Origin of the sequence: Enterobacter cloacae complex sp. R_G8 (assembly GCF_024599795.1) — a bacterium.
GTDB classification, from domain to species: Bacteria; Pseudomonadota; Gammaproteobacteria; order Enterobacterales; family Enterobacteriaceae; genus Enterobacter; species Enterobacter dissolvens.
The window spans coordinates 1933934-1953722 of the sequence record NZ_CP102246.1 but is presented as its reverse complement, the minus strand read 5'-3'; the positions used below and the strand labels follow the sequence as shown (position 1 = coordinate 1953722).

Genomic DNA, 19789 nt, shown 5'->3' with positions numbered 1-19789 from the left:
ATAGTGTCAATAAATGTGTGGAAATCATGAAGTTTATGCAAACAAATATTGCAAAAATAGTTGCGACTGTAAACAGAATGAATATCATAACGAGAATTATTATCAGTCATGGAATGAGGTACATCTATGCGTACTCTGCCCCGCTCTGCCGGTACAGACGTTGCGGCCCAGTGTTTTTTAAACGCCCTGTTGCGCGAAACGAAGGACTGGCGCTATCTCCCCGCTACCGCTGCGGATGAGGTATCGCAGATCCATATCCCGCTCTCGCAAACCCAGGCCATCCGGGTTTCAGTACACTATTTCTCCCCAACCCAGCATCATCAGTACCGCTTCCCGGCAACGCTCATCCAGACCGACAGCGACCGTAGTGACGCCGTCACTTTCCCTCAACTGGTTGATTTAATTCTTGAAAAACCCTCTGTAAAAGGCTCGCTGGATGCCGATACGCTGGCGCGCTTTAAGCAGCGCGCCCTCGAAAGCCATGCCCATACCTGGCAGGCGATCGACTTGCGTCACAACTGGGCAAACCTGCGCGACACACCGCTGACGTTCGCCAAGGCGGAACAGGCGCTGCTGGTCGGCCATGCATTCCATCCGGCCCCGAAGTCACACGAGCCGTTTAACGAAGCCGAAGCACGCCGCTATTTGCCCGATTTTGCCTCCCGTTTCCCGCTGCGCTGGTTTGCTGTTGAGAGCGAACTGATCGCCGGCGAGAGCCTGAACGTCTCCCTGCGTGAACGTCTGCTGCGCTTCGCAGCCCAGAGCGCCCCTGAACTGCTCGGTCATTTCACCGACACCCGCTGGCTGCTGCCGATGCATCCGTGGCAGGCGGAGTACCTGCTCGGTCAGGACTGGTGCCAGCGACTGGTGGCGAAGGGAGCGCTGCAGGATCTGGGCGAAGCGGGCGCGCAGTGGCTGCCCACCAGCTCCTCCCGCTCGCTGTACAGCGAAACCAACAGCGACATGATTAAGTTTTCCCTGAGCGTGCGCCTGACCAACTCGGTGCGCACGCTGTCGGTGAAAGAGGTTAAGCGCGGGATGCGTCTGGCGCGTCTGGCGAAAACGGCGCGCTGGCAGGAACTCCAGGCGCGCTACCCGACCATGCGCGTGATGCAGGAAGACGGCTGGGCCGGTCTGCGCGACGAAAGCGGCACCATTCAGGAAGAGAGCCTGATGGCCCTGCGCGTGAACCTGCTGTTTGATACGCCGGATACGCAAACCAACGTGCTGGTGAGCCTGACGCAGGCCGCGCCGGACGGCGGTGACAGCCTGCTGGCGGCTGCGGTCCGCCGTCTGAGCCAGCGTCTGGATCTCCCCCTCGCCCAGGCCGCGCGCTGCTGGCTGGACGCCTATTGCGACCGCGTTCTCCTTCCGCTGTTCAGCGCCGAAGCCGATTACGGTCTGGTTCTGCTGGCACATCAGCAAAACATTCTCGTGGAGATGCAGCAGGACTTCCCGGTCGGGCTTATCTACCGTGACTGCCAGGGCAGCGCCTGGACCGAAGGGGCCGACGCGTGGCTGAAGGAGGCAGGGGAAAGCGAGGTGGAAAACCGCTTCGGCGAGAGCCAGCTGCTGCGCTACTTCCCGTATTACCTGCTGCTGAACTCCACCCTTGCCGTCACCGCCGCCCTCGCCGCCGCAGGTTTCGACAGCGAAGAGAGCCTGATGTCACGGGTGCGTGACGCGCTGGCAGACCTGCGCCAGACCGCGAAGCAGACCCGCTGTCTCGACTATGTGCTCGACAGCCCGACGTGGAACTGCAAAGGCAACTTTTTCTGCTACCTGCACGATCGCAACGAAAACACGATTGTCGATCCGGCAGTGATTTATTTCGACTTTAGCAACCCGTTTTACAAGGAGAAGGCGTGATGGCTAACGCGAATATCGTCCATTCCGGCTATGGCTTTCGTTGCACCGCAACAGACAGGTCCCTGCCGCTGACCTTCGGCCTCGACGGCAGCGCGGTGCTGGAGCGCCTGCGCGATATCCCGGACGGCTGGCTGGTCGAGGCGCTGGATCAGCTGTTTGTCGCCGCCCCGGCGCTGACCGGCATCACGCTGCCGTGGGCAGCCTGGCAGGATGAACCGCAGGCGCAGACGTTATTCGCGCTTGCCAGCGGCGATTATCTGGCCCGTGAGACCTTCTGGCAGCTGCCGCTGTGGCTGCAGGGGGAGCGTCCGCAGGCCAGCGGTGGCATGCAGTTCGATGAGAGCCGTCAGCTTTACTTCCCGCTGCGCCCTCACCGTCCGCAAGGGGAAGTTTATCGCCGTTACGATGCACAAATTAAACGCACCCTGAGCTTCCGCGTGGCCGACGTGGCGCTGGACGGTGAGCGTTTTACCCAGTGGATGAACAACCCGCGCGTCAACGCGTTCTGGGAGATGGCCGGCCCACAGGAAGAGCAGGAAAACTACCTGCGCCGTCAGCTCGACTCGACGTACTGCTACCCGGTTATCGGCTGCTTTGACGATCAGCCGTTCGGCTATTTTGAGCTCTACTGGGCCGCAGAAGACCGTATCGGACGCCACTATCGCTGGCAGCCGTTTGACCGTGGGCTGCATATGCTGGTCGGCGAAGAGAACTGGCGCGGCGCGCAGTATATCCGTAGCTGGCTGCGCGGTCTGAGCCACTATCTGTGGCTGGATGAACCGCGCACGACGCGCATTGTCGCCGAGCCGCGATTCGACAACCAGCGCCTGTTCCGCCATCTGGCTTCCGCTGGTTTCGAGACTGTCAAAGAGTTCGACTTCCCGCATAAACGTTCGCGCCTCATCATGAGCGAGCGTCACCGCTTCTTCAGCGAGGTGGGACTGTGAACGCACTCTGGCAAAAAGTGAACCGCGAGATGGTGGCGAAGATCCTCGCCGAGCTGGAATACGAACGCACCCTGAGCGCCGAACCGCTGGCCGCTGATCGCTGGCAAATCACCATGGGCAGCGAAACATGGCAGTTTCGCGCCACACGCGGCATCTGGGGCTGGTTACATATCGATCCCGCCAGTCTGACCACCAACAGCGGAGCCGCCGTGGAAGCGGAAAGCGCGTTTCTGCAGCTGGCGACGGTGCTGGAGATGAGCGACGCGCAAACGGCAGAGCATCTGGAAGATCTTTACGCCACGCTGCGGGGCGACATGCAGCTGCTGCAGGCGCGAGAGACGCTTGATGCCGACGCGCTCATTCATCTCGACCCGGACGAACTGCAGTGTCTGATGAGCGGCCATCCCAAGTTCATTTTTAACAAGGGACGCCGCGGCTGGGGGCTGGATGCGCTGCGCCAGTACGCGCCAGAATACCGTGGCCGTTTTCGCCTGCACTGGGTTGCCGTGCAGCGCGAGCATCTGGTCTGGAGCAGCGATGTCGATTGCGATATCAACACCCTGCTGGCCAGCACCATGGACAGTGCCGAGCGCGCACGCTTTGACGCCCGCTGGCAGACGCTTAAGCTTGACGACAGCTGGCTGCCGGTGCCGCTGCACCCGTGGCAATGGCAGCAAAAAATTGCCGTCCATTTCCTGGGGCAGCTCGCGCGCGGTGAGATGGTGGAGCTGGGGGAATTTGGTGATGAGTATCTGGCCCAACAGTCCCTGCGCACGCTGACCAACGCCAGCCGTCGCGCGCCGTATGACATCAAGCTGCCGCTGACCATCTACAACACCTCCTGCTATCGCGGCATTCCGGGCAAGTACATTGCCGCCGGGCCGCTGGCGTCGCGTTGGTTACAGCAGCAGTTCACCAGCGACGCCACCCTCACCCGCTCTGGCGCGCAGGTGCTTGGCGAACCCGCCGCCGGATATCTGTCGCATACCGGTTACGCCGCATTACCGAAAGCGCCCTATCGCTATCAGGAGATGCTGGGCGTGATCTGGCGCGAAAACCCGTCCTGCTATCTGCAGGACGGCGAGCAGGCGGTGCTGATGGCGGCGCTGATGGAGACCGACAACGCCGGACGCCCGCTGATTGACGCGTGGATTGCGCATTCGGGATTAACCGCCGAAGCCTGGCTGGAAAAACTGTTCGATGCCACGGTGATCCCGTTCTATCACCTGCTCTGCCGCTACGGCGTGGCGCTCATCGCCCACGGCCAGAACGTGACGCTGGTGATGAAAGACTACGTACCGCAGCGCATTCTGCTGAAGGATTTCCAGGGTGATATGCGGCTGGTGGATGAAGATTTCCCGCAGGCGGAAAGCCTGCCGCAACAGGTGAAAGCCGTTACGGCGCGTCTGAGCGCGGAGTACATCATTCACGACCTGCAAACCGGCAACTTCGTGACGGTGCTGCGTTTTATCTCGCGTCTCACGCAGCAAAGCGGTGTCAGCGAAACCCGCTTCTACCAGATCCTGGCGCAGGTTTTGCGCCGTTATATGGCCGCGCATCCGGATCTTGCAGAACGTTTCGCGAAATTCGACCTGTTTAAGCCGCAGATCATTCGCGTGATCCTCAACCCGGTAAAACTCACCTTCTCCGAACACGACGGTGGCAGCCGCATGCTGCCGAACTACGTCTGCGATCTCGATAACCCCCTTTTTCTGGTCTCCCAGGAGTCAGCGCAATGAAAACGTATGATTTCATCGGCATTGGTATTGGCCCGTTTAACCTCAGCATCGCAGCCCTTGCAGAGGGGCTGGACGGATTTAGCTCACTGTTCCTTGAACGCAAGCCGCATTTCTCCTGGCACCCGGGGATGATGGTCCCGGACTGCCACATGCAAACCAGCTTCCTGAAGGATCTGGTCAGCGCCGTGGAGCCGACCAACCGTCACAGCTTTCTCAACTACCTGGTGCAGCGTAAAAAGTTCTACCGTTTTCTGACCACCGAGCAGCGCACCGTCTCCCGCGAAGAGTTTGCTGATTACCTGAGCTGGGCGGCGGAAAACCTCACCAACCTCGCCTTCAGCCAGCAGGTGCAGCAGGTGAGTTTTGATGAGAAAAAGGGCCTGTTTGAAGTAGTAACCCAGCGCGATCGCTTCCTGGCGCGCCATGTCTGCGTGGGGATTGGCAAACAGATCAACCTCCCCGACTGCGTGACCGCGCAGGATGACAGCTGCTTCCACGCCAGCGAGATGATGCTGCGCACGCCAGATTTGGCGGGCAAACGGGTGACCGTCGTTGGCGGCGGCCAGAGCGGTGCCGATCTGTTTTTGAATATCTTCCGCGGGGAGTGGGGTCAGCCGCTGAGCCTGAACTGGGTGTCACGCCGCAACAACTACAACGCCCTGGATGAGGCCGCGTTTGCCAACGAGTATTTCACGCCGGAGTACGTGGACAGCTTCTCCACGCTTGGTGAAGAGGCCCGTCGTCAGATGCTGCACGAGCAGAAGATGACCTCTGACGGTATCACCACCGAGTCCCTGCTGGCGATTTACCGCGCCATGTACCACCGCTTCGAAGTGCTGCGAGAAAAACCCTGGGCGCACCTGATGCCGTCCCGCTCGGTGACCGCCCTCACGCGACTGCCAAACGGGCAGCGCCTGACGCTACAGCATCACCTCGACGGCGGCCGCGAACAGCTGGAGAGCGACGTGGTGATCTTTGCCACCGGCTACCGCGCCGCGCCGCCTGCGTTTCTGGCGCCGCTCTCCCATCGTCTGCACCTGGATGCCGATGAAGCCTTCCATATCAACAACGATTTCACCCTTGAATGGGACGGCCCGCAGAGCAACCGCCTGTTTGCCGTGAATGCCGGGATGCACCGTCTCGGCATTGCCGAACCCCAGCTTAGCCTGATGGCCTGGCGCGCCGCGCGAATTCTCAATCGCGCGCACGACGACGAGCCGTTTGAGCTGGCCACCACCCCCGGCGTGATCCACTGGCGTAGCACCACCAGCGTGGATAACAGCCAGGTTTTTAAATCATTAGCACAGACCACCGAGTACTGACGCACACAATCAGGATCAACATAACAATGAAACGTTCTCATCTTTGGGTTTTAAATCCGTGCTTGCTTGCCATGCTTTCGACCTCTGCGTGGGCAGAAGAACAAAAGGAAGAAAATATCGTTGTCTCCGCCAGCCGCGCGCACCGCAGCGTGGCGGAGATGGCGCAGACCACCTGGGTTATTGAGCGTTCTGAAATTGAGCAGCAGGTTCAGGGCGGGAAAGAGATTAAAGACGTGCTGGCGCAGCTGATCCCGGGCATGGACGTCAGCAGCCAGGGGCGCACCAACTACGGTATGAACCTGCGCGGCCGTTCAATGATGGTGATGGTGGACGGCGTGCGTCTGAACTCCTCCCGCAGCGACAGCCGTCAGCTTGACTCTATCGATCCGTTCAACATCGACCGTATCGAAGTGATTTCCGGCGCCACCTCGCTGTACGGCGGCGGCAGTACCGGCGGCCTGGTGAACATCGTCACCAAAAAAGGTCAGCCGGAGACGGAAGTCGAATTCCAGACCGGGGCAAAAAGCGGGTTTAACAGCCACAACGACCACGATGAGAACGTGTCGGCGGCGGTCAGTGGCGGTAATGATAATGCGTCTGGTCGCCTGTCCGTTTCTTATCAGCGTTACGGCGGCTGGTATGACGGCAACGGCGACGAGGTGATTATCGATAACACCCAGACCGGCTTACAGTATTCCGACCGTATTGATGTGATGGGCACCGGCACCATCAACATTGACGATCACCAGCAGCTGCAGTTAACCACCCAGTACTACAAGAGCGAATCCGATGGCAAGCATGGCCTGTACCTCGGGAAGAACTTCTCGGCAGTAACGGGTGATGCCACTGCGTATAACAAAAACAACCTGGACTCTGACCGTATTCCCGGAACCGAGCGCCATCTGATTAACCTGCAGTACTCTAATACCGATTTCTGGGGACAGGATCTGGTCGCGCAGATCTACTACCGTGACGAGAGTCTGACCTACTACCCGTTCCCGACCCTGAGCAAAGGGACGGTCACCAGCATCGGAGCCTCTCAGCAGAAGACCGATTTCTACGGCGGTAAGCTGACGCTGAACAGCAAGCCGGTGGATGATTTAACCCTGACCTGGGGCGTGGATGCCGACCATGAAACCTTCGATGCCAACCAGCAGTTCTTCGACCTGAGTAAAGCGGCGGCGAGCGGCGGCATGAAGCTGGACAATGCGTACAACGTTGGGCGTTATCCGGGTTACAGCATTACCAACCTCGCCCCGTTCCTGCAGGCGAGCTATGACATTGACGCCATCACCCTGAGCGGCGGCGTGCGTTACCAGTATACCGAAAACAAGGTGGATGACTTTGTTGGTTACGCCCAGCAGCAGGCTATCGCCACCGGTAAGGCTACCTCCGCAGACGCGGTACCGGGCGGGAAGACCAATTACAACAACTTCCTGTTTAACGCCGGGATCCTTGGCCGCCTGACCGAACAGCAGCAGCTGTGGTTTAACTTCTCCCAGGGCTTCGAAATCCCGGACCTGGCGAAGTACTACGGCTCCGGCACCTATCAGCTGGTTGACGGGCACTATCGCCTGCTGAACAGCGTGAACGTTAACGACTCGACGCTGGACGGCATTAAGGTTAACGCTTACGAGCTGGGCTGGCGCTACACCGGCGATAACCTGCGCACGCAGGTTGCGGCGTACTACTCGCTCTCGGATAAAACCATCACCATCAACAAAACCGATATGACCATCAACCTGGAAGATGACAAACGTCGTATCTACGGGGTGGAAGGTCAGGTGGACTATTTCTTCACCGACAGCGACTGGAGCACCGGCGCGAACTTTAACGCCATTAAGTCTGAAACCCGTGAAAACGGTAAATGGGAGAAGCTGACGGTAGACAGCGCCAGCCCGTCGAAAGCCAGCGCCTGGGTCAACTGGGCGCCGGGCGACTGGACCCTGCGCGTGCAGAGTACCCAGACCTTTGACGTCTCTGATGCCGACGGTAAGAAGATCGATGGCTATAACACGGTCGACTTCCTGGGCAGCTACGCCCTGCCGGTGGGTAAAGTGAGCTTCAGCGTGGAAAACGTGCTGGACAAAGACTACACCACCGCCTGGGGACAGCGCGCACCAGGGCTGTATAGCCCAACGTATGGCGCTCCGGGTCTGTATACCTATAAAGGCCGTGGACGTACGTTTGGTCTGAACTACTCCGTGCTGTTCTAAACAGCTGCGCCGCCTGCCCGCAGGCGGCGCATCCTGCTGTGTAATTTCACCGCAAATTTACTATTAAATCAGCGATTTGCTGAAATTGTCGGCAAACGATCAAAAAGGGTGTTTTCACCCTTTGACAAGGCGTACCGAGGTCGCTACTATGCGCCTCGTTCACACGATTCCTCTGTAGTTCAGTCGGTAGAACGGCGGACTGTTAATCCGTATGTCACTGGTTCGAGTCCAGTCAGAGGAGCCAAATTTAAGAAGCCCGCTTAAGTAAAGTTAAGCGGGCTTCTTGTTTTGTGAATTTATCCTATCATATCAAAAATATCAGCTCAGAATGGCTTGCTATATTGCCATCACTTCATTCACGCTAGGCTCAGGTATACGTCCCACACACTTGCTAATCAAGGCTTACATATCAACACTTCTGATTTACTAACAGCGAATAACGTCCGTTTTTTATTCTTGCATCATCCAGCGAAAGGGCAAAATCCGCTACTCGAGCAAAGCTTTCTCCGCTGGTGATGGGAACGACAAAGGGCAGTCGGGTGAACTGATTAAACAGTATTGCAATTAGTGAGTAGCAGTAAATGAAGGGGCTAGAAGCAGATCACATTAGATAAAAATTCCCCATATGAGCCCTTCATAACAGAAAAGGTTTAATACTCTGCTCGCTTGTACAGCGTTATTGTGAAATGTGATGAATGTCAATAAGTTGTATAATGTGTCCAGCAGTTAATAAAACAGCCACCCAATAAAGAAAAAATGCCGTACTATCTCTGACAGAAGTTAGAAAATTCAGGTGCAGCTTTCCTTTTTGCTGGAATATTTGGGCTATTCAACACGAAGCATTTTGTAACTATGAACTCAACCTTCTATCTTGAACGTAATTTTACGTACGGTGATAAGACGTACACAGAGACAGAGTTGCTGGCGGCATCAACGCACATTGTTGTGTTAGCAGAACCCGGTGGCGGGAAAACGGAGCTGATGAAAAGCATCGCTCGTAAACTGAACACTTCTGTCTTAAATGCCAGCGTATTTGCATACGTGGGAGCAGATAAAGAAAATAGCCCACTGGTAATTGATGCCGTTGATGAGGTCGCCAGGATCGATCAATCGGGTATTCATAAACTCCTCGCGCTAGCCAGAACATCAAAACCAACTCGCGTAATCATGTCCAGCAGGTCAAGCGAATGGGGGCTGGCTTCTACCGGTATTTTTGAGAAATTTCTTGGTTTCTCCCCTATGATTGTGAGGCTGAGAGAATTCGATCAAAACGAACAACACGCCATCTTTAAGCACCATGCGCCAGAAGAAGACTTCTTTACATTCCAGAACGAAGTAGCACAGTTTAATTTAGAAATGTTGTTACCAAACCCTCAGTTTCTGAAAATGTTCACCGATGCTTATCTAGAAAGTGGCAGGCGATTTGCTAACAAACGTTCAATCTTTGCTTTAGCGGTCGAACGACTGGCTAAGGAAGTCAACCCAGATATCCCTAAAGCCTCTATATCTCTTTCAGTTGCACAGAAGATTTCATTTTCTTCCGAGGTTTATGTCAAACTTCTGTTGTCAGGCGCAGAGGGAGTCAGCACCATAGACGCGACGGCAAGCCGGATGTATCCCATGCTGCCAGCATTATTTAGCGGCAGTACTGCCTGTTACGACATATTGTCAACTCAGCTTTTCAAACCCGGAGATAAGGAAGACCAGCACCGCCCGGTTCATAAGATCGTCGCTGAGTACTGCGCAGCGGATTATCTTATTAAACGCATAACCGACCCTGGGGATGTTCTCACTTTAACAAAGTGCTTGCCTGTTATTGCACCGAACGGAACTGCCAGGGATGAGTTGAGAGGTCTGCTCGGATGGATGGCAGCATTAGGCAACAAATCAGTACAGGAATCCATTATTGAGCTTGACGCCTATGCGGTTCTCGCAAACGGCGATCCATCACAGCTTGAACGCTCATCGAAACGACAACTTCTTCATCGACTCAAAGAGATTGAAGCCGCAGACCCTTACTTTCGTCGGAGCGATTTCTGGCGTCGGTTCAGCGCGGCTGGTTTTTTCACTCAAGACGTTATTGAAGAAATAAAGCCTCTTTTAATGATGGGTAATGATGGTCATTTACGTGATTTAATTTTAGAACTTCTGACAGACTCACAGGTAAACAGTCAGTTGACGCCTGAATTAAGTCTGCTTACCTTAAACCCCAACGAGTCTGAACACATTCGTACCTTGGCAAGTAGATGCTTACTCAATGTCAAACAATACGATTTCATTGGCGCTTTAGCCGTTTTGATTTTTGAGGCAAGTAACATTTCACTCAATATTGCCGCTAAAGCCATCGAAGTCACAGGGCCAGAAAAATTTAAGCACACATATCTCTCTGGATTCTTACGCGTCTGTGCGAACCTCTACCCTGCTCAAAAAGAACAATTTGAAAGAGTTGTCGGCTCTCGTTATTTTATTAAAAAGCTCATTTCATGTTTTTCACAACATACTCTCGAATCTCTTCTGGATGAGCTGACCCATAACCTTCATTGCCACTGTGGAAAAAAACCCTATGAATGTGATTGTCGCAATGGGATAAGCAAGATCGTCGGTTCAATGGTCGATCGCTATTTTGAACTGACTCAAGCACCGTTTGACCCTGTCAGGATCTGGCAATGGATAGGTAATCTCAATTTCCATCGCCAATGCCAACCCGATCAAAGCAAATCGGTACAGGTGCTTCGGGAAAATGACACACTTCGTCAGGAGATCATTGCTTATGTATTCAGGCCATTAACGGATCGTAAAGAGATATTCAATATAAGAGTAGAAAAATTCGACGGACACCTGCATTCACATTCAGGCCTTCATTTATGGAGGAATGACTATAAATTCATCCTCAATCTGGCGTTTGAAACAGATAACGTTGACCTGTGGGCGAGTTTTCTTGTCAACCATCAACGTTACAAAAACAAGGAAGAATATGGCCCTGATGATTTGCGGACACAAATGCGTCAGCACGCCCTTTCCAAACCCGCATTTATGCGCGAATGGGCCCGATACAACAATGCAATGAAATTATCCGAACAGGAGCACCAGTTATGGAGATTCAGACATAGCCGAAGCAGGAAACGTCATGACAAGAAACAACAAGAGATTCACGCTAAAAACATACAATTTGTTAATGAAAACAGAGATCTTGTAGAACGTGGTCGTCACTGGAGTTGTCTGGTGCGTTTTGCAGAACTTGTGCTCATGCATCCAGAAAGAATTGAATTAGAATTTGGTGACGAGAAACTGGTTCGGACTGCTTTAAGAAATTGTCTGGATTTTATTACTCCCGTGGTTCCCACCCTACCCGAACTAGCGGCTCTACAATGTGAATCTAAGCACAGGTATTCTGAGACAGTTTTATATGCAGCCTGTCTGGAGATTTTACGTGCAGAAGGCGATCTTGAATGCGTCAATACCGAATTACTTATAGCATTAAGAACCAACATTCATATGGGATATGACTCAGTTTCGACGGAAGAACGTAACGCTCTACAGACTGAAATAGACCGCCTCATTTTTCCTGATAGTGAAAGTGCTGAAAAATATCTCCAGCAATACGTTGAACCCCAACTAGCTCAATCATGCCCTCACCCTGAAATCTGGATGTTAAGTGGGGAAGAGGTCTTTCGTCATTCACGCGCTAAACTTTCGATTGAATGGCTTCGTCGTTTTACTGATTTATCCCTTAATTCAGTAGATGAACTTTTTGAAATTGCTGCTCAATACGGCGATCGTGAGGATTTAAAAGAGATTATTGCAGAGCGTTGCTCAGATGTGATGTCAGGCTGGCCTAATCCGACAGAAAATGAGGATATTGAACGCAAGCGACTATTCTGGATGGTACGTGGGTTCTACTTTCTGGAGAATATTACGGATACATATTGGGCATGGCTAAAATCAGACAAAGATAATTTACTACATTTTTATGAACGTTCTGGGCGCCTGAGCCGAAGTGAGCACCGTGCCTGGCCGGAACTGACCTCAATCAAAATTGAAGCCATTTTAGATGCTTTCATTGAACAATGGTCGCGCGTTGACCTACCGGATCATTGGGACAGTGATAGTCCAGAAGAGGAAAAAGCCTACCGCTTTTTGACTGATTTAATGTGGTCAATTGAATCAGATATTCCTGACAATGCAATACCCGTACTGGGTCGCCTTCTTGCCGATCCACGTTTCACGAGCCAGCATAAAGGACTGCAAAGTATATATGCCGGTCAGCTCAGGAAAAAAGCGCTCAGGGATTTTGAACCGCCGACGCCAGATGAAATAGTTCAACATCTGGATTGTGATTCAGTGGTTACTGTTGAAAGCCTGCGTCAATTAGTTCTTCAGGAGCTTAATGATTTCCAGAAAGCGATTGCTGGCGGGGAGTTTAACTCAGCAGATCGCTTCTATGAGAAAAATGAACGCCTTGATGAGGTAAAGTCCACAGAGATTATTGCGGAACGCCTGAATTTAAGACTTCAGCCTCAGGGCATTTCTATAACTCCTGAGCATCAGTTGAAAGGGAAAAACAGGAGTGATTTCACGGCATCTAAATTGATTGGCGGAAGAAGACGACTGCTCGTTACGGAAGTCAAAGGCCAGTGGCACAGAGAGTTATATTCTGCCGCTTCAGCCCAACTCTATGACCGTTATGCCATTCATCCTGATGCCGAGCAGCAGGGTATCTTTCTTGTCATATGGTTTGGAGAAAGCGAAACCGTCGCTGGCCGCAAAACTCACGGAATTAAAACCGCGCAGGAGCTTAAAATCAGTATTGAAGCAGTATTACCGGCTGAACTTCGTAGTTTAATTGATGTTTTCGTTTTAGATGTTTCACGGCCCCGTAAGCATTAACATAAGTTACATCGAACATAAATATCCGATATCACCACAGGTGTAAGATCAGGCGTTTACCACTGGCATAAAGAAGTTGTTGAAAAGTATTGGTCATTCTGGTGGTCTTGACTGGTAGCTGATTAAGGTTTAGCTCATTTATTAGCCAGTTACTGACAAAGGCGATCCCAGTCCAGGGAGCCAAATTTGAAAAGCCTGCTTTTAAAGCAGGCTTTTTGCTTTTGTGCGTCTCTGGCGATTAACTCAAAATCGCATCCAGTCTGGCAAGCACCTCATTTACGACGGCGTCGGGCACGCGTTCCAGCCTTTTGCCGTTCCGGGCCGCCATATCGATGGTTCTGGGCTGGTCGCAGCGAATAATGCCCATTGTTTTTGTCCCTGCCCCATCCAGTGAAACGGTGAAACCTGCTGTACGAGCAAAGTTACCGCCGCTGGTGACGGGCACCACTACCGGTAGCCGGGTCACCTTGTTAAACGATGCCTTCGATACGATGAGTACCGGACGTTTTCCACTTTGCTCGTGGCCAGCAATCGGATCCAGTGAAACAAGCCAGATTTCCCCTCGGTCCATTTACAGGATCTCCTTTCCTGTTGCAGGCGCATCAATCCATTCCCGATCCTCTTCGCTCATTTCAGCATGGGGATCGCACTGCGCCAGCAGTTCCTCCAGCGAATAATGTGGCCGTTTCTGGGGTTCAATTATCAGGCAGCCATTATCAATCGTCATTCCCACTTCGCTGTCTATCGACAGCTCCAGCGTTTTCAGCACGGCGGGAGGAACCGCCAGCATGATGGAACCGCCAACCTTTTTCAGGCGAGTTGTATACATAGAGCACCTCCGGATATTATATTTTAATATAACATCCACGGCAGAATGTGCACAATTATTCATCAAATTCATGGTGATTTCCTTTGCGTAATTAAATGTGGAGAAAGCGGGCGGGAACGTAGCTCGTGGCAGGAAGGCCGATGATAGAAAATTGTTTATGTGCTTCAAAGGAATATGGCGGATCGGTTAAACGAAATGCGAGGCGGTTTCAGAATTGAAGCCGTGTCGGCGAAGTGACAGCGATCGAGCGAATGAAGAGAGCCAAAGTTGAAAAGCCTGCTTTTAAAGCAGGCTTTTTGCTTTTGTGCGTTCGGAAAAACTGCCGGGTGGCGGCTTCGCCTTACCCGTCCTACGGGACTGTAGGCCCGGTAAGCGCTGTCTTATCTTTCGACTGGCGCAAAGACCCCTGACGCTCACGGCAGCCTGGCAACCACCTTAATCTCGAACTGGAATCCGTACAGCCACGTTACGCCGATCCCGGTCAACGTTGGGTAAGGCGCTTCCCCCCAATATTCTGGCAGGATACTCCAGATAGCGTCGAGGTTTGACTCGGGATCGACGACAAAAAGGGTAACGTCAACCACGTCATCGAACGTGCAGCCCGCAGCGGCGAGGACAGCATTAAGATTATTGAATGCCAGCCTGACCTGCGCTTTTAGATCGGGCTCAGGCGAACCATCCTCACGGCTACCAACCTGCCCCGAGACAAACAAGGAACCGTTAGATTTGATGGCCGGTGAATAGCGATTGCGCTCATAGAGCGCCTGGCGTCCTGAGGGAAAAACGGCTTCGCGTGCTGTCATATTTACACCTTTGCAATGGGGCGAAATCTGCCCAATGAACTTAAAGACACTTTACAGGTGCAGGATCGGGCGGATAAACAAGCGACTTTGTCCATCATTGTTTGTAATATCCAAACAATCGGTGAAAAGAGAGGATAAGGAATGGATCGTTTCGATGCGATGCGCGCCTTTGCTCGCGTGGTAGAGGCAGGTAGCTTCACAAAGGCTGCCCAAACGCTTCATATGAGCAAAACCACGGTGACGCAGCTTATTCAGCAGCTGGAAGCGCGCCTGCGCGTCAGATTGCTCCATCGCACCACCCGCAAGCTCAGCGTCACTCCCGATGGCGCGGTCTACTACGAACGCGTCATCCGCCTGCTGGCGGACATGGAAGATGCTGAAAACAGTCTGTCCAGTGCGGCAATTACGCCCAGGGGACGGCTACGGGTGGATGTGCCCAGTCCGCTGGCCCGCCTCATCCTGGTGCCGGCGCTACCGGCGTTCCACGCACGCTACCCTGACATTCAGTTCGACATGGGAGTGAGCGACCGGGTGGTGGACCTGATTGGCGACAACGTGGATTGCGTGCTGCGCGGCGGTGCAATCCATGACCAGTCCCTGATTGCTCGCCATGTCGGTGATTTGCAAATCGGCGTCTACGCCGCCCCCGGTTATGTGGAACGCCTTGGTACCCCTGCGCATCCGCGAGAGCTGGAAAACACCGACCATCGCATCGTGGGATTCTTGTCCTCACGCACCGGTAAGATTGATCCTCTGGTACTGCGCAGTGAGAGTGAACGTATTGAAATCACGGGCAGCTATGTACTCGCCGTGGATGATGGCAATGCTTACCTCGAAGCCGGGTTAGCCGGGTTAGGCGTGATTGCGCTGCCAGTCTATATGGCGGCAGCGCATCAGGCTCGTGGTGCCTTGATTCCGCTATTTGAACACTGGCGTCTTGCTCCAATGCCCCTGTACCTGGCATTTCCGCCGAACCGCCATGTCAACGCCAGACTGCGCGTATTTATTGATTGGATCGTTGAATTGATGCAGCAGCATGTCCCCAACGTCAACATAGCCGTAAAGCTATAGCAGCGATTATCCTGAGAGAACGTGTATGTTCCATGTGTTGTTATGTGAAAGCTGACGACGTGCAGGAATATTTCGGTGAATCCCCCGTCAGGCATTCACCGTATTGCGGGCAGTATCGAAAAAAATTCAGGACTCCGTGAGCTGACGCCAGGCCGCCACTTCCTCATCGAGCCATTCGGCGAAGAGAGCCACCTCCGGTTTCGTCTCCGTTAATTGCGATGTCACCAGCCAGTAAGGCCAGGGGTATGGCGCGGTGATGGAGGTTAACTGGACCAACTCGCCCCGGGTGATGGCATCCTGAACCAGAGAACGACGCTCCAGCGCGATACCTTTCCCGAGCCGAACCGCCTCAAGGATGATATTGGAGTCGTTAATACATAACCCGCCAGGGACGATTTCTCTCTCAAGCCCTGCATTCACACACCACGTTTTCCACGACTCCATCGAAAAAATAATATGACTCTTCGCGATCTCGGCCGGGGTGGCGGGTAATTCACCGCCGTTATAGGAGGGGGCAGCCACCACGATCAGCTCATCGGAAAAAAGATAATGGCTTTTACTCTCTTCCCAGTTTCCCCTCCCCATCCGTATCGCGATATCTATTCCTTCCTGCTGCAGACTGGTGATGTTCAGGCTCGCCTGGATCCGCAGCGTGATAAGAGGATATTTCGCCCGAAAACGCTCCAGCCGCGGCAATAACCAGTGGCATCCAAAAGAGGGCACCATCGCCAGCGTCAGCTCCTGCTTTCTCGGCTTCACCTGCACGGGCCGGGTAGCATCTGCGATATGGTTCAGCGCCTCGCGTACCTGTAACGCGTAAAGCCGCCCCTCTTCGTTGATCTGTACCCCTCGGCCATGACGGATAAACAGCTTCACACCCACCATTTCCTCCAGCACTTTAATCTGCTGGCTGATGGCGGAATGGGTCACATGTAGCTCTTTCGCCGCAAGCGTTACGCTACCCAGGCGAGCCACCGCTTCAAAACTACGCAGACTGGCGATAGGTGGAAAATCCGACATGAAAAACTCCCTGAACCGAACACAATCTCAAAACGGCGGCCTGGCGATATGTCAGTAATACTAACCCTGGCAGTAAGATATTGAAGATATTCGTCATGACGAATGTATCGTAATGTCTGTTCAGAAGCTTCAAAAGCATGTCATTTCAAAGAGACAGGAAAACGGGAATTATGATTAAGCTTATTGGCATGATGGATTCACCTTACGTACGTCGCGTGGCGATTTCCCTTGAACTGTATGGCGTTGAGTTTGAAAGTCAGCCGCTGTCAGTCTTTAGCACGTTTGAGGCATTTTCCCGGATCAACCCGGTGGTCAAAGCGCCAACGTTGATTCTGGAGAATGAAATTCGCCTGATGGACTCGTCGCTGATACTCCATTATTTTGAGGCTCAGGCTTCCCCCGAGCGAAGACTCCTGCCCGTGAAGCCGGACGCGCTGGCAAGCGTTCTCCAGACGCTGGGCTTCATCCTCTCCGCCTCAGACAAAGCCGTGCAACATGTGTATGAATACCATCAGCGCCCGGCGGAAAAGCAGCACGGCTCATGGATTGAACGCATTACCATCCAGTTGCTGGCAGCCTGCAGGGAATGGAATACGCTGCTGGAGGCGCGACCGATAAGTGCGGTTCCCGATCAGGTTGCCGTCACCAGTACGGTGGTCTGGACGTTTATTCAGTCGATGATCCCACGCGTTGTCAACGCAGCGGATTTCAGGAATATTCAGGCGATTGCCGACACATTCGAAACGCAGGCGGCTTTTAAAAAATATCCTTTCAATTAACTGGCAGGCCCGGTAAGCACAGATCACCGGGCCTTATCGCACCTAAATCTGATAATCAATCGCCACTTCTTCTGGCTCCATCACCTGGCGTTTGATTTCGTCAACGGACAGCCCGGCGTTGCAGAGTTCGATAAAGCGCCACACATAGTTGCGCTGGAGCTGTCCACGCTTGAGGCCGAGCCATACGGTATTCGCATCAAACAGATGACGCGTATCCAGGCGCACCAGGTTCCCGACTTCGCGCTCGCCGCCGGACTGTTCCGCCACCAGGCCAATTCCCAGCCCCAGCTCGACGTAGGTTTTGATCACATCGGAATCCTGCGCGCTGAGCACCACATCTGGCGTTAAGCCTTTGCGGTTGAACGCCTCATCGATACGCGATCGCCCGGTAATGCCCTGGCGGTAGGTAATCAGCGGCCATTTTGCAATCTCTTCCAGCGTCAGGGGAGAGGCCTGATTCAGGGGGTGATCGACAGGGAGGAGTAAGCTGTGGTGCCAGCGGAACCAGGGGAAAGCCACCAGCAGCGGGTCGTTGCTCAGGCGCTCACTGGCGATACCGATATCTGCCCCACCGTTTTGCAGCAGAACTTCAATTTCCTGTGGCGTGCCCTGAATAAGCTCCAGACGCACCTCAGGGAAGAGTTCGCGGAAGGCTTTAATCACTGGCGGCAGGCTGTAGCGGGCCTGGGTGTGGGTGGTGGCGATGGTGAGCACGCCGGAGGCGTCATTGGTAAAGAGATCCGCCAGGCGGCGGACATTGCTGGCCTCGTTGAGGATCCGCTCAGCGATGGTCAGCAATGCTTTACCTGGCTCCGTCATGCCAAGCAGACGCTTGCCGCGACGGATAAAAATCTCAATGCCAAGCTCCTCTTCCAGCTCGCGAATATGGCGGCTGACGCCCGACTGGGAGGTATATAGCATATTGGCGACTTCGGTCAGGTTGTAGTCCCGCCTGGCCGCCTCACGGATAATTTTAAGTTGCTGGAAATTCACGATTCACTCCGGCGCATCTGACATAGCTCTATTGTTAGAGTCAGCTGAGCTGCAGAACAAATAATAAAAACCAGCATCTTATGCTTTTATGGAATATTAACTCACGAGCTGCAGTTCACGATTCTCCAGCGATGGCTTACTGACCAGCGACATCAAAATTTCTTTCACCGCCTGCGCCTGTGGCGACAGCGAGCCGCGGGCGGACATGTTCAGCGACAGCGGCAGGCTCATCGAAGGCGTGGTGATGCGTGCCATCCAGCCATTTGCGGCGCTGCAGAGCGAGCGCGCGGCGGATTCCGGCAGCACCGTGACGCCCATCCCGCTGGCAATCGCCGCGGTCAGCGTGGAGATGGAGTCAATTTCACCGATGATTTTTGCCGTCAGGCGGCGCAGGGAAAACGCTTCGTCCACGCGTACGCGCACGGCGCTGTAATCACGCGGCAGGAAAAGATTCATCTCGGCAACGGCGGTGAGATCAACGCTCTGCCCCGGACAGTCGCGGGTACCCACGAGATACAGATCTTCTTTCAGCAGCGGCTGGCTGGTGATCCCGGCAACCGGAGAACGATCGTAAAGAACCGCCATATCCAGCTGGCCATTGAGCAGTTTGTCATTCAGGACAGAGCCGCTGTTCTCGTGCAGATAAACCAGCACTTCCGGCAGTTCCGCGCGTACTGCCTGCAGCAGTGGCATCGTAATTGAGGACGCTGCGGTCCCCGGCGCCAGCCCGATGGAAACGTGTCCGCTCAGCGTCTGGCCAACATTATGCACCGCCAGCTGCGCCTGTTCGCACTGGCGAAGAATGGTGCGCGCGTGGGTATACAGGATCTTGCCTGCTTCCGTTGGGGTCACGCCACGTTTGGTACGGATCAACAGCTGCTGATCCATTTCGCCTTCCAGAGTAGCCACCTGCTGGCTCAGCGCAGGCTGCGCGATATGCAGCACTTCCGCCGCTTGAGTCAGGCTGCCGATATCGACGATTTTTACGAAGTATTTCAGTCGTCTTAAGTTCATTTTGCCCCCTGTTCGAAATGCTGTGCCGGTACTGGCTGTTGTTGTTAAACAGGTTTTGCAATATGAATGCCAGTTTTACCAGCAGGTCAGATTTGTTCGCTAAGCGCCTGAAAATAAGGAAACCTAATCATAGACGCTGGTTTTATTACTGAAACAGCGGTTTATGATCTGCCCCATAAGAGGTATATCCGCACCACAACGGTGCATTACGTTGGCAAAATCGCCACTTTGCTGAAATTGTCAGCAAACAGATGCAAAGCGTGGTTTCACCCTTTGACAAGGCGTACGCAGGTCGCTACT

At 53.8% G+C, this 19789-nt stretch carries 14 protein-coding genes, 1 tRNA gene and 1 pseudogene; 9 read left to right on the top strand and 7 right to left on the bottom strand.

The window, feature by feature from the left end; genetic code table 11:
- Positions 1–126 precede the first annotated feature (126 nt).
- The 6 genes from NQ842_RS09200 (at position 127) to NQ842_RS09175 (ending at position 8337) form a co-directional block, all read left to right on the top strand.
- Positions 127–1869 carry an IucA/IucC family siderophore biosynthesis protein gene (locus NQ842_RS09200; protein ID WP_257256766.1) on the top strand — a complete coding sequence of 581 codons (1743 nt, stop codon included), beginning with the start codon at positions 127–129 and terminating at the stop codon, positions 1867–1869.
- Positions 1869–2816: a GNAT family N-acetyltransferase gene (locus tag NQ842_RS09195; protein WP_257256765.1), complete on the top strand. Its 948-nt coding sequence runs from the start codon at positions 1869–1871 to the stop codon at positions 2814–2816. The genes NQ842_RS09200 and NQ842_RS09195 overlap by 1 nt, the downstream gene beginning before the upstream one ends.
- Positions 2813–4555 (top strand): aerobactin synthase IucC, encoded by a 1743-nt coding sequence (gene iucC / locus NQ842_RS09190; protein WP_306672649.1) that lies wholly within the window; start codon positions 2813–2815, stop codon positions 4553–4555. The genes NQ842_RS09195 and iucC overlap by 4 nt, the downstream gene beginning before the upstream one ends.
- Positions 4552–5877: a lysine N(6)-hydroxylase/L-ornithine N(5)-oxygenase family protein gene (locus tag NQ842_RS09185; protein WP_050860233.1), complete on the top strand. Its 1326-nt coding sequence runs from the start codon at positions 4552–4554 to the stop codon at positions 5875–5877. The genes iucC and NQ842_RS09185 overlap by 4 nt, the downstream gene beginning before the upstream one ends.
- A gap of 26 nt (positions 5878–5903) precedes the next feature.
- A complete protein-coding gene (locus tag NQ842_RS09180; RefSeq protein WP_257256764.1) occupies positions 5904–8093 on the top strand; it encodes a TonB-dependent siderophore receptor in 2190 nt (729 codons plus the stop codon).
- Positions 8094–8261: 168 nt separating this feature from the next.
- A tRNA-Asn gene (locus NQ842_RS09175) sits at positions 8262–8337 on the top strand.
- A gap of 185 nt (positions 8338–8522) precedes the next feature.
- Here the strand turns inward: NQ842_RS09175 and NQ842_RS23390 are convergent.
- Positions 8523–8646, bottom strand: a pseudogene (locus tag NQ842_RS23390) (type II toxin-antitoxin system PemK/MazF family toxin); the annotation flags it as partial.
- Between the two features lie 299 nt (positions 8647–8945).
- Here NQ842_RS23390 and NQ842_RS09170 point away from each other — a divergent pair.
- Complete coding sequence (locus NQ842_RS09170) at positions 8946–12980, top strand: hypothetical protein (protein ID WP_257256763.1); 4035 nt, start codon at positions 8946–8948, stop codon at positions 12978–12980.
- Between the two features lie 238 nt (positions 12981–13218).
- Here NQ842_RS09170 and NQ842_RS09165 read toward each other — a convergent pair whose 3' ends face one another.
- The 3 genes from NQ842_RS09165 to NQ842_RS09155 all read right to left on the bottom strand — a co-directional run bounded on the left by NQ842_RS09165 (position 13219) and on the right by NQ842_RS09155 (position 14612).
- Positions 13219–13551 (bottom strand): type II toxin-antitoxin system PemK/MazF family toxin, encoded by a 333-nt coding sequence (locus NQ842_RS09165; RefSeq protein WP_047360978.1) that lies wholly within the window; start codon positions 13549–13551, stop codon positions 13219–13221.
- Positions 13552–13809, bottom strand: a complete 258-nt coding sequence (locus tag NQ842_RS09160; RefSeq protein ID WP_020687575.1) for an AbrB/MazE/SpoVT family DNA-binding domain-containing protein — start codon at positions 13807–13809, stop codon at positions 13552–13554. It lies immediately after the preceding gene.
- Positions 13810–14222: 413 nt separating this feature from the next.
- Positions 14223–14612, bottom strand: a complete 390-nt coding sequence (locus NQ842_RS09155) for a RidA family protein (protein WP_257256761.1) — start codon at positions 14610–14612, stop codon at positions 14223–14225.
- Between the two features lie 141 nt (positions 14613–14753).
- Here NQ842_RS09155 and NQ842_RS09150 point away from each other — a divergent pair, with 141 nt between their 5' ends.
- Entirely contained in the window at positions 14754–15683 is a 930-nt protein-coding gene (locus tag NQ842_RS09150; RefSeq protein ID WP_196372580.1) for a LysR family transcriptional regulator, read from the top strand.
- Between the two features lie 126 nt (positions 15684–15809).
- Here the strand turns inward: NQ842_RS09150 and gcvA are convergent, their stop codons facing one another.
- Entirely contained in the window at positions 15810–16703 is an 894-nt protein-coding gene (gene gcvA / locus NQ842_RS09145; RefSeq protein WP_257256760.1) for a transcriptional regulator GcvA, read from the bottom strand.
- Between the two features lie 170 nt (positions 16704–16873).
- Between gcvA and NQ842_RS09140 the strand changes: the two genes are divergently transcribed.
- Positions 16874–17482 (top strand): glutathione S-transferase family protein, encoded by a 609-nt coding sequence (locus tag NQ842_RS09140; protein WP_257256759.1) that lies wholly within the window; start codon positions 16874–16876, stop codon positions 17480–17482.
- Positions 17483–17524: 42 nt separating this feature from the next.
- Here the strand turns inward: NQ842_RS09140 and cbl are convergent, their stop codons facing one another.
- Entirely contained in the window at positions 17525–18475 is a 951-nt protein-coding gene (cbl, locus tag NQ842_RS09135) for an HTH-type transcriptional regulator Cbl (RefSeq protein ID WP_046888385.1), read from the bottom strand.
- A gap of 96 nt (positions 18476–18571) precedes the next feature.
- Positions 18572–19489, bottom strand: a complete 918-nt coding sequence (nac, locus tag NQ842_RS09130; protein WP_014832573.1) for a nitrogen assimilation transcriptional regulator NAC — start codon at positions 19487–19489, stop codon at positions 18572–18574.
- Positions 19490–19789 lie beyond the last annotated feature (300 nt).

What these genes read in the sequence shown, in the direction of transcription:
- NQ842_RS09155 (WP_257256761.1), bottom strand. Translation starts at nt 14,612, where the DNA reads ATGACAGCACGCGAAGCCGTTTTTCCCTCAGGACGCCAGGCGCTCTAT.
- nac (WP_014832573.1), bottom strand. Translation starts at nt 19,489, where the DNA reads ATGAACTTAAGACGACTGAAATACTTCGTAAAAATCGTCGATATCGGC.
- NQ842_RS09180 (WP_257256764.1), top strand. Translation starts at nt 5,904, where the DNA reads ATGAAACGTTCTCATCTTTGGGTTTTAAATCCGTGCTTGCTTGCCATG.
- gcvA (WP_257256760.1), bottom strand. Translation starts at nt 16,703, where the DNA reads ATGTCGGATTTTCCACCTATCGCCAGTCTGCGTAGTTTTGAAGCGGTG.
- NQ842_RS09140 (WP_257256759.1), top strand. Translation starts at nt 16,874, where the DNA reads ATGATTAAGCTTATTGGCATGATGGATTCACCTTACGTACGTCGCGTG.
- NQ842_RS09200 (WP_257256766.1), top strand. Translation starts at nt 127, where the DNA reads ATGCGTACTCTGCCCCGCTCTGCCGGTACAGACGTTGCGGCCCAGTGT.
- NQ842_RS09165 (WP_047360978.1), bottom strand. Translation starts at nt 13,551, where the DNA reads ATGGACCGAGGGGAAATCTGGCTTGTTTCACTGGATCCGATTGCTGGC.
- NQ842_RS09185 (WP_050860233.1), top strand. Translation starts at nt 4,552, where the DNA reads ATGAAAACGTATGATTTCATCGGCATTGGTATTGGCCCGTTTAACCTC.
- NQ842_RS09195 (WP_257256765.1), top strand. Translation starts at nt 1,869, where the DNA reads ATGGCTAACGCGAATATCGTCCATTCCGGCTATGGCTTTCGTTGCACC.
- NQ842_RS09160 (WP_020687575.1), bottom strand. Translation starts at nt 13,809, where the DNA reads ATGTATACAACTCGCCTGAAAAAGGTTGGCGGTTCCATCATGCTGGCG.
- NQ842_RS09150 (WP_196372580.1), top strand. Translation starts at nt 14,754, where the DNA reads ATGGATCGTTTCGATGCGATGCGCGCCTTTGCTCGCGTGGTAGAGGCA.
- NQ842_RS09170 (WP_257256763.1), top strand. Translation starts at nt 8,946, where the DNA reads ATGAACTCAACCTTCTATCTTGAACGTAATTTTACGTACGGTGATAAG.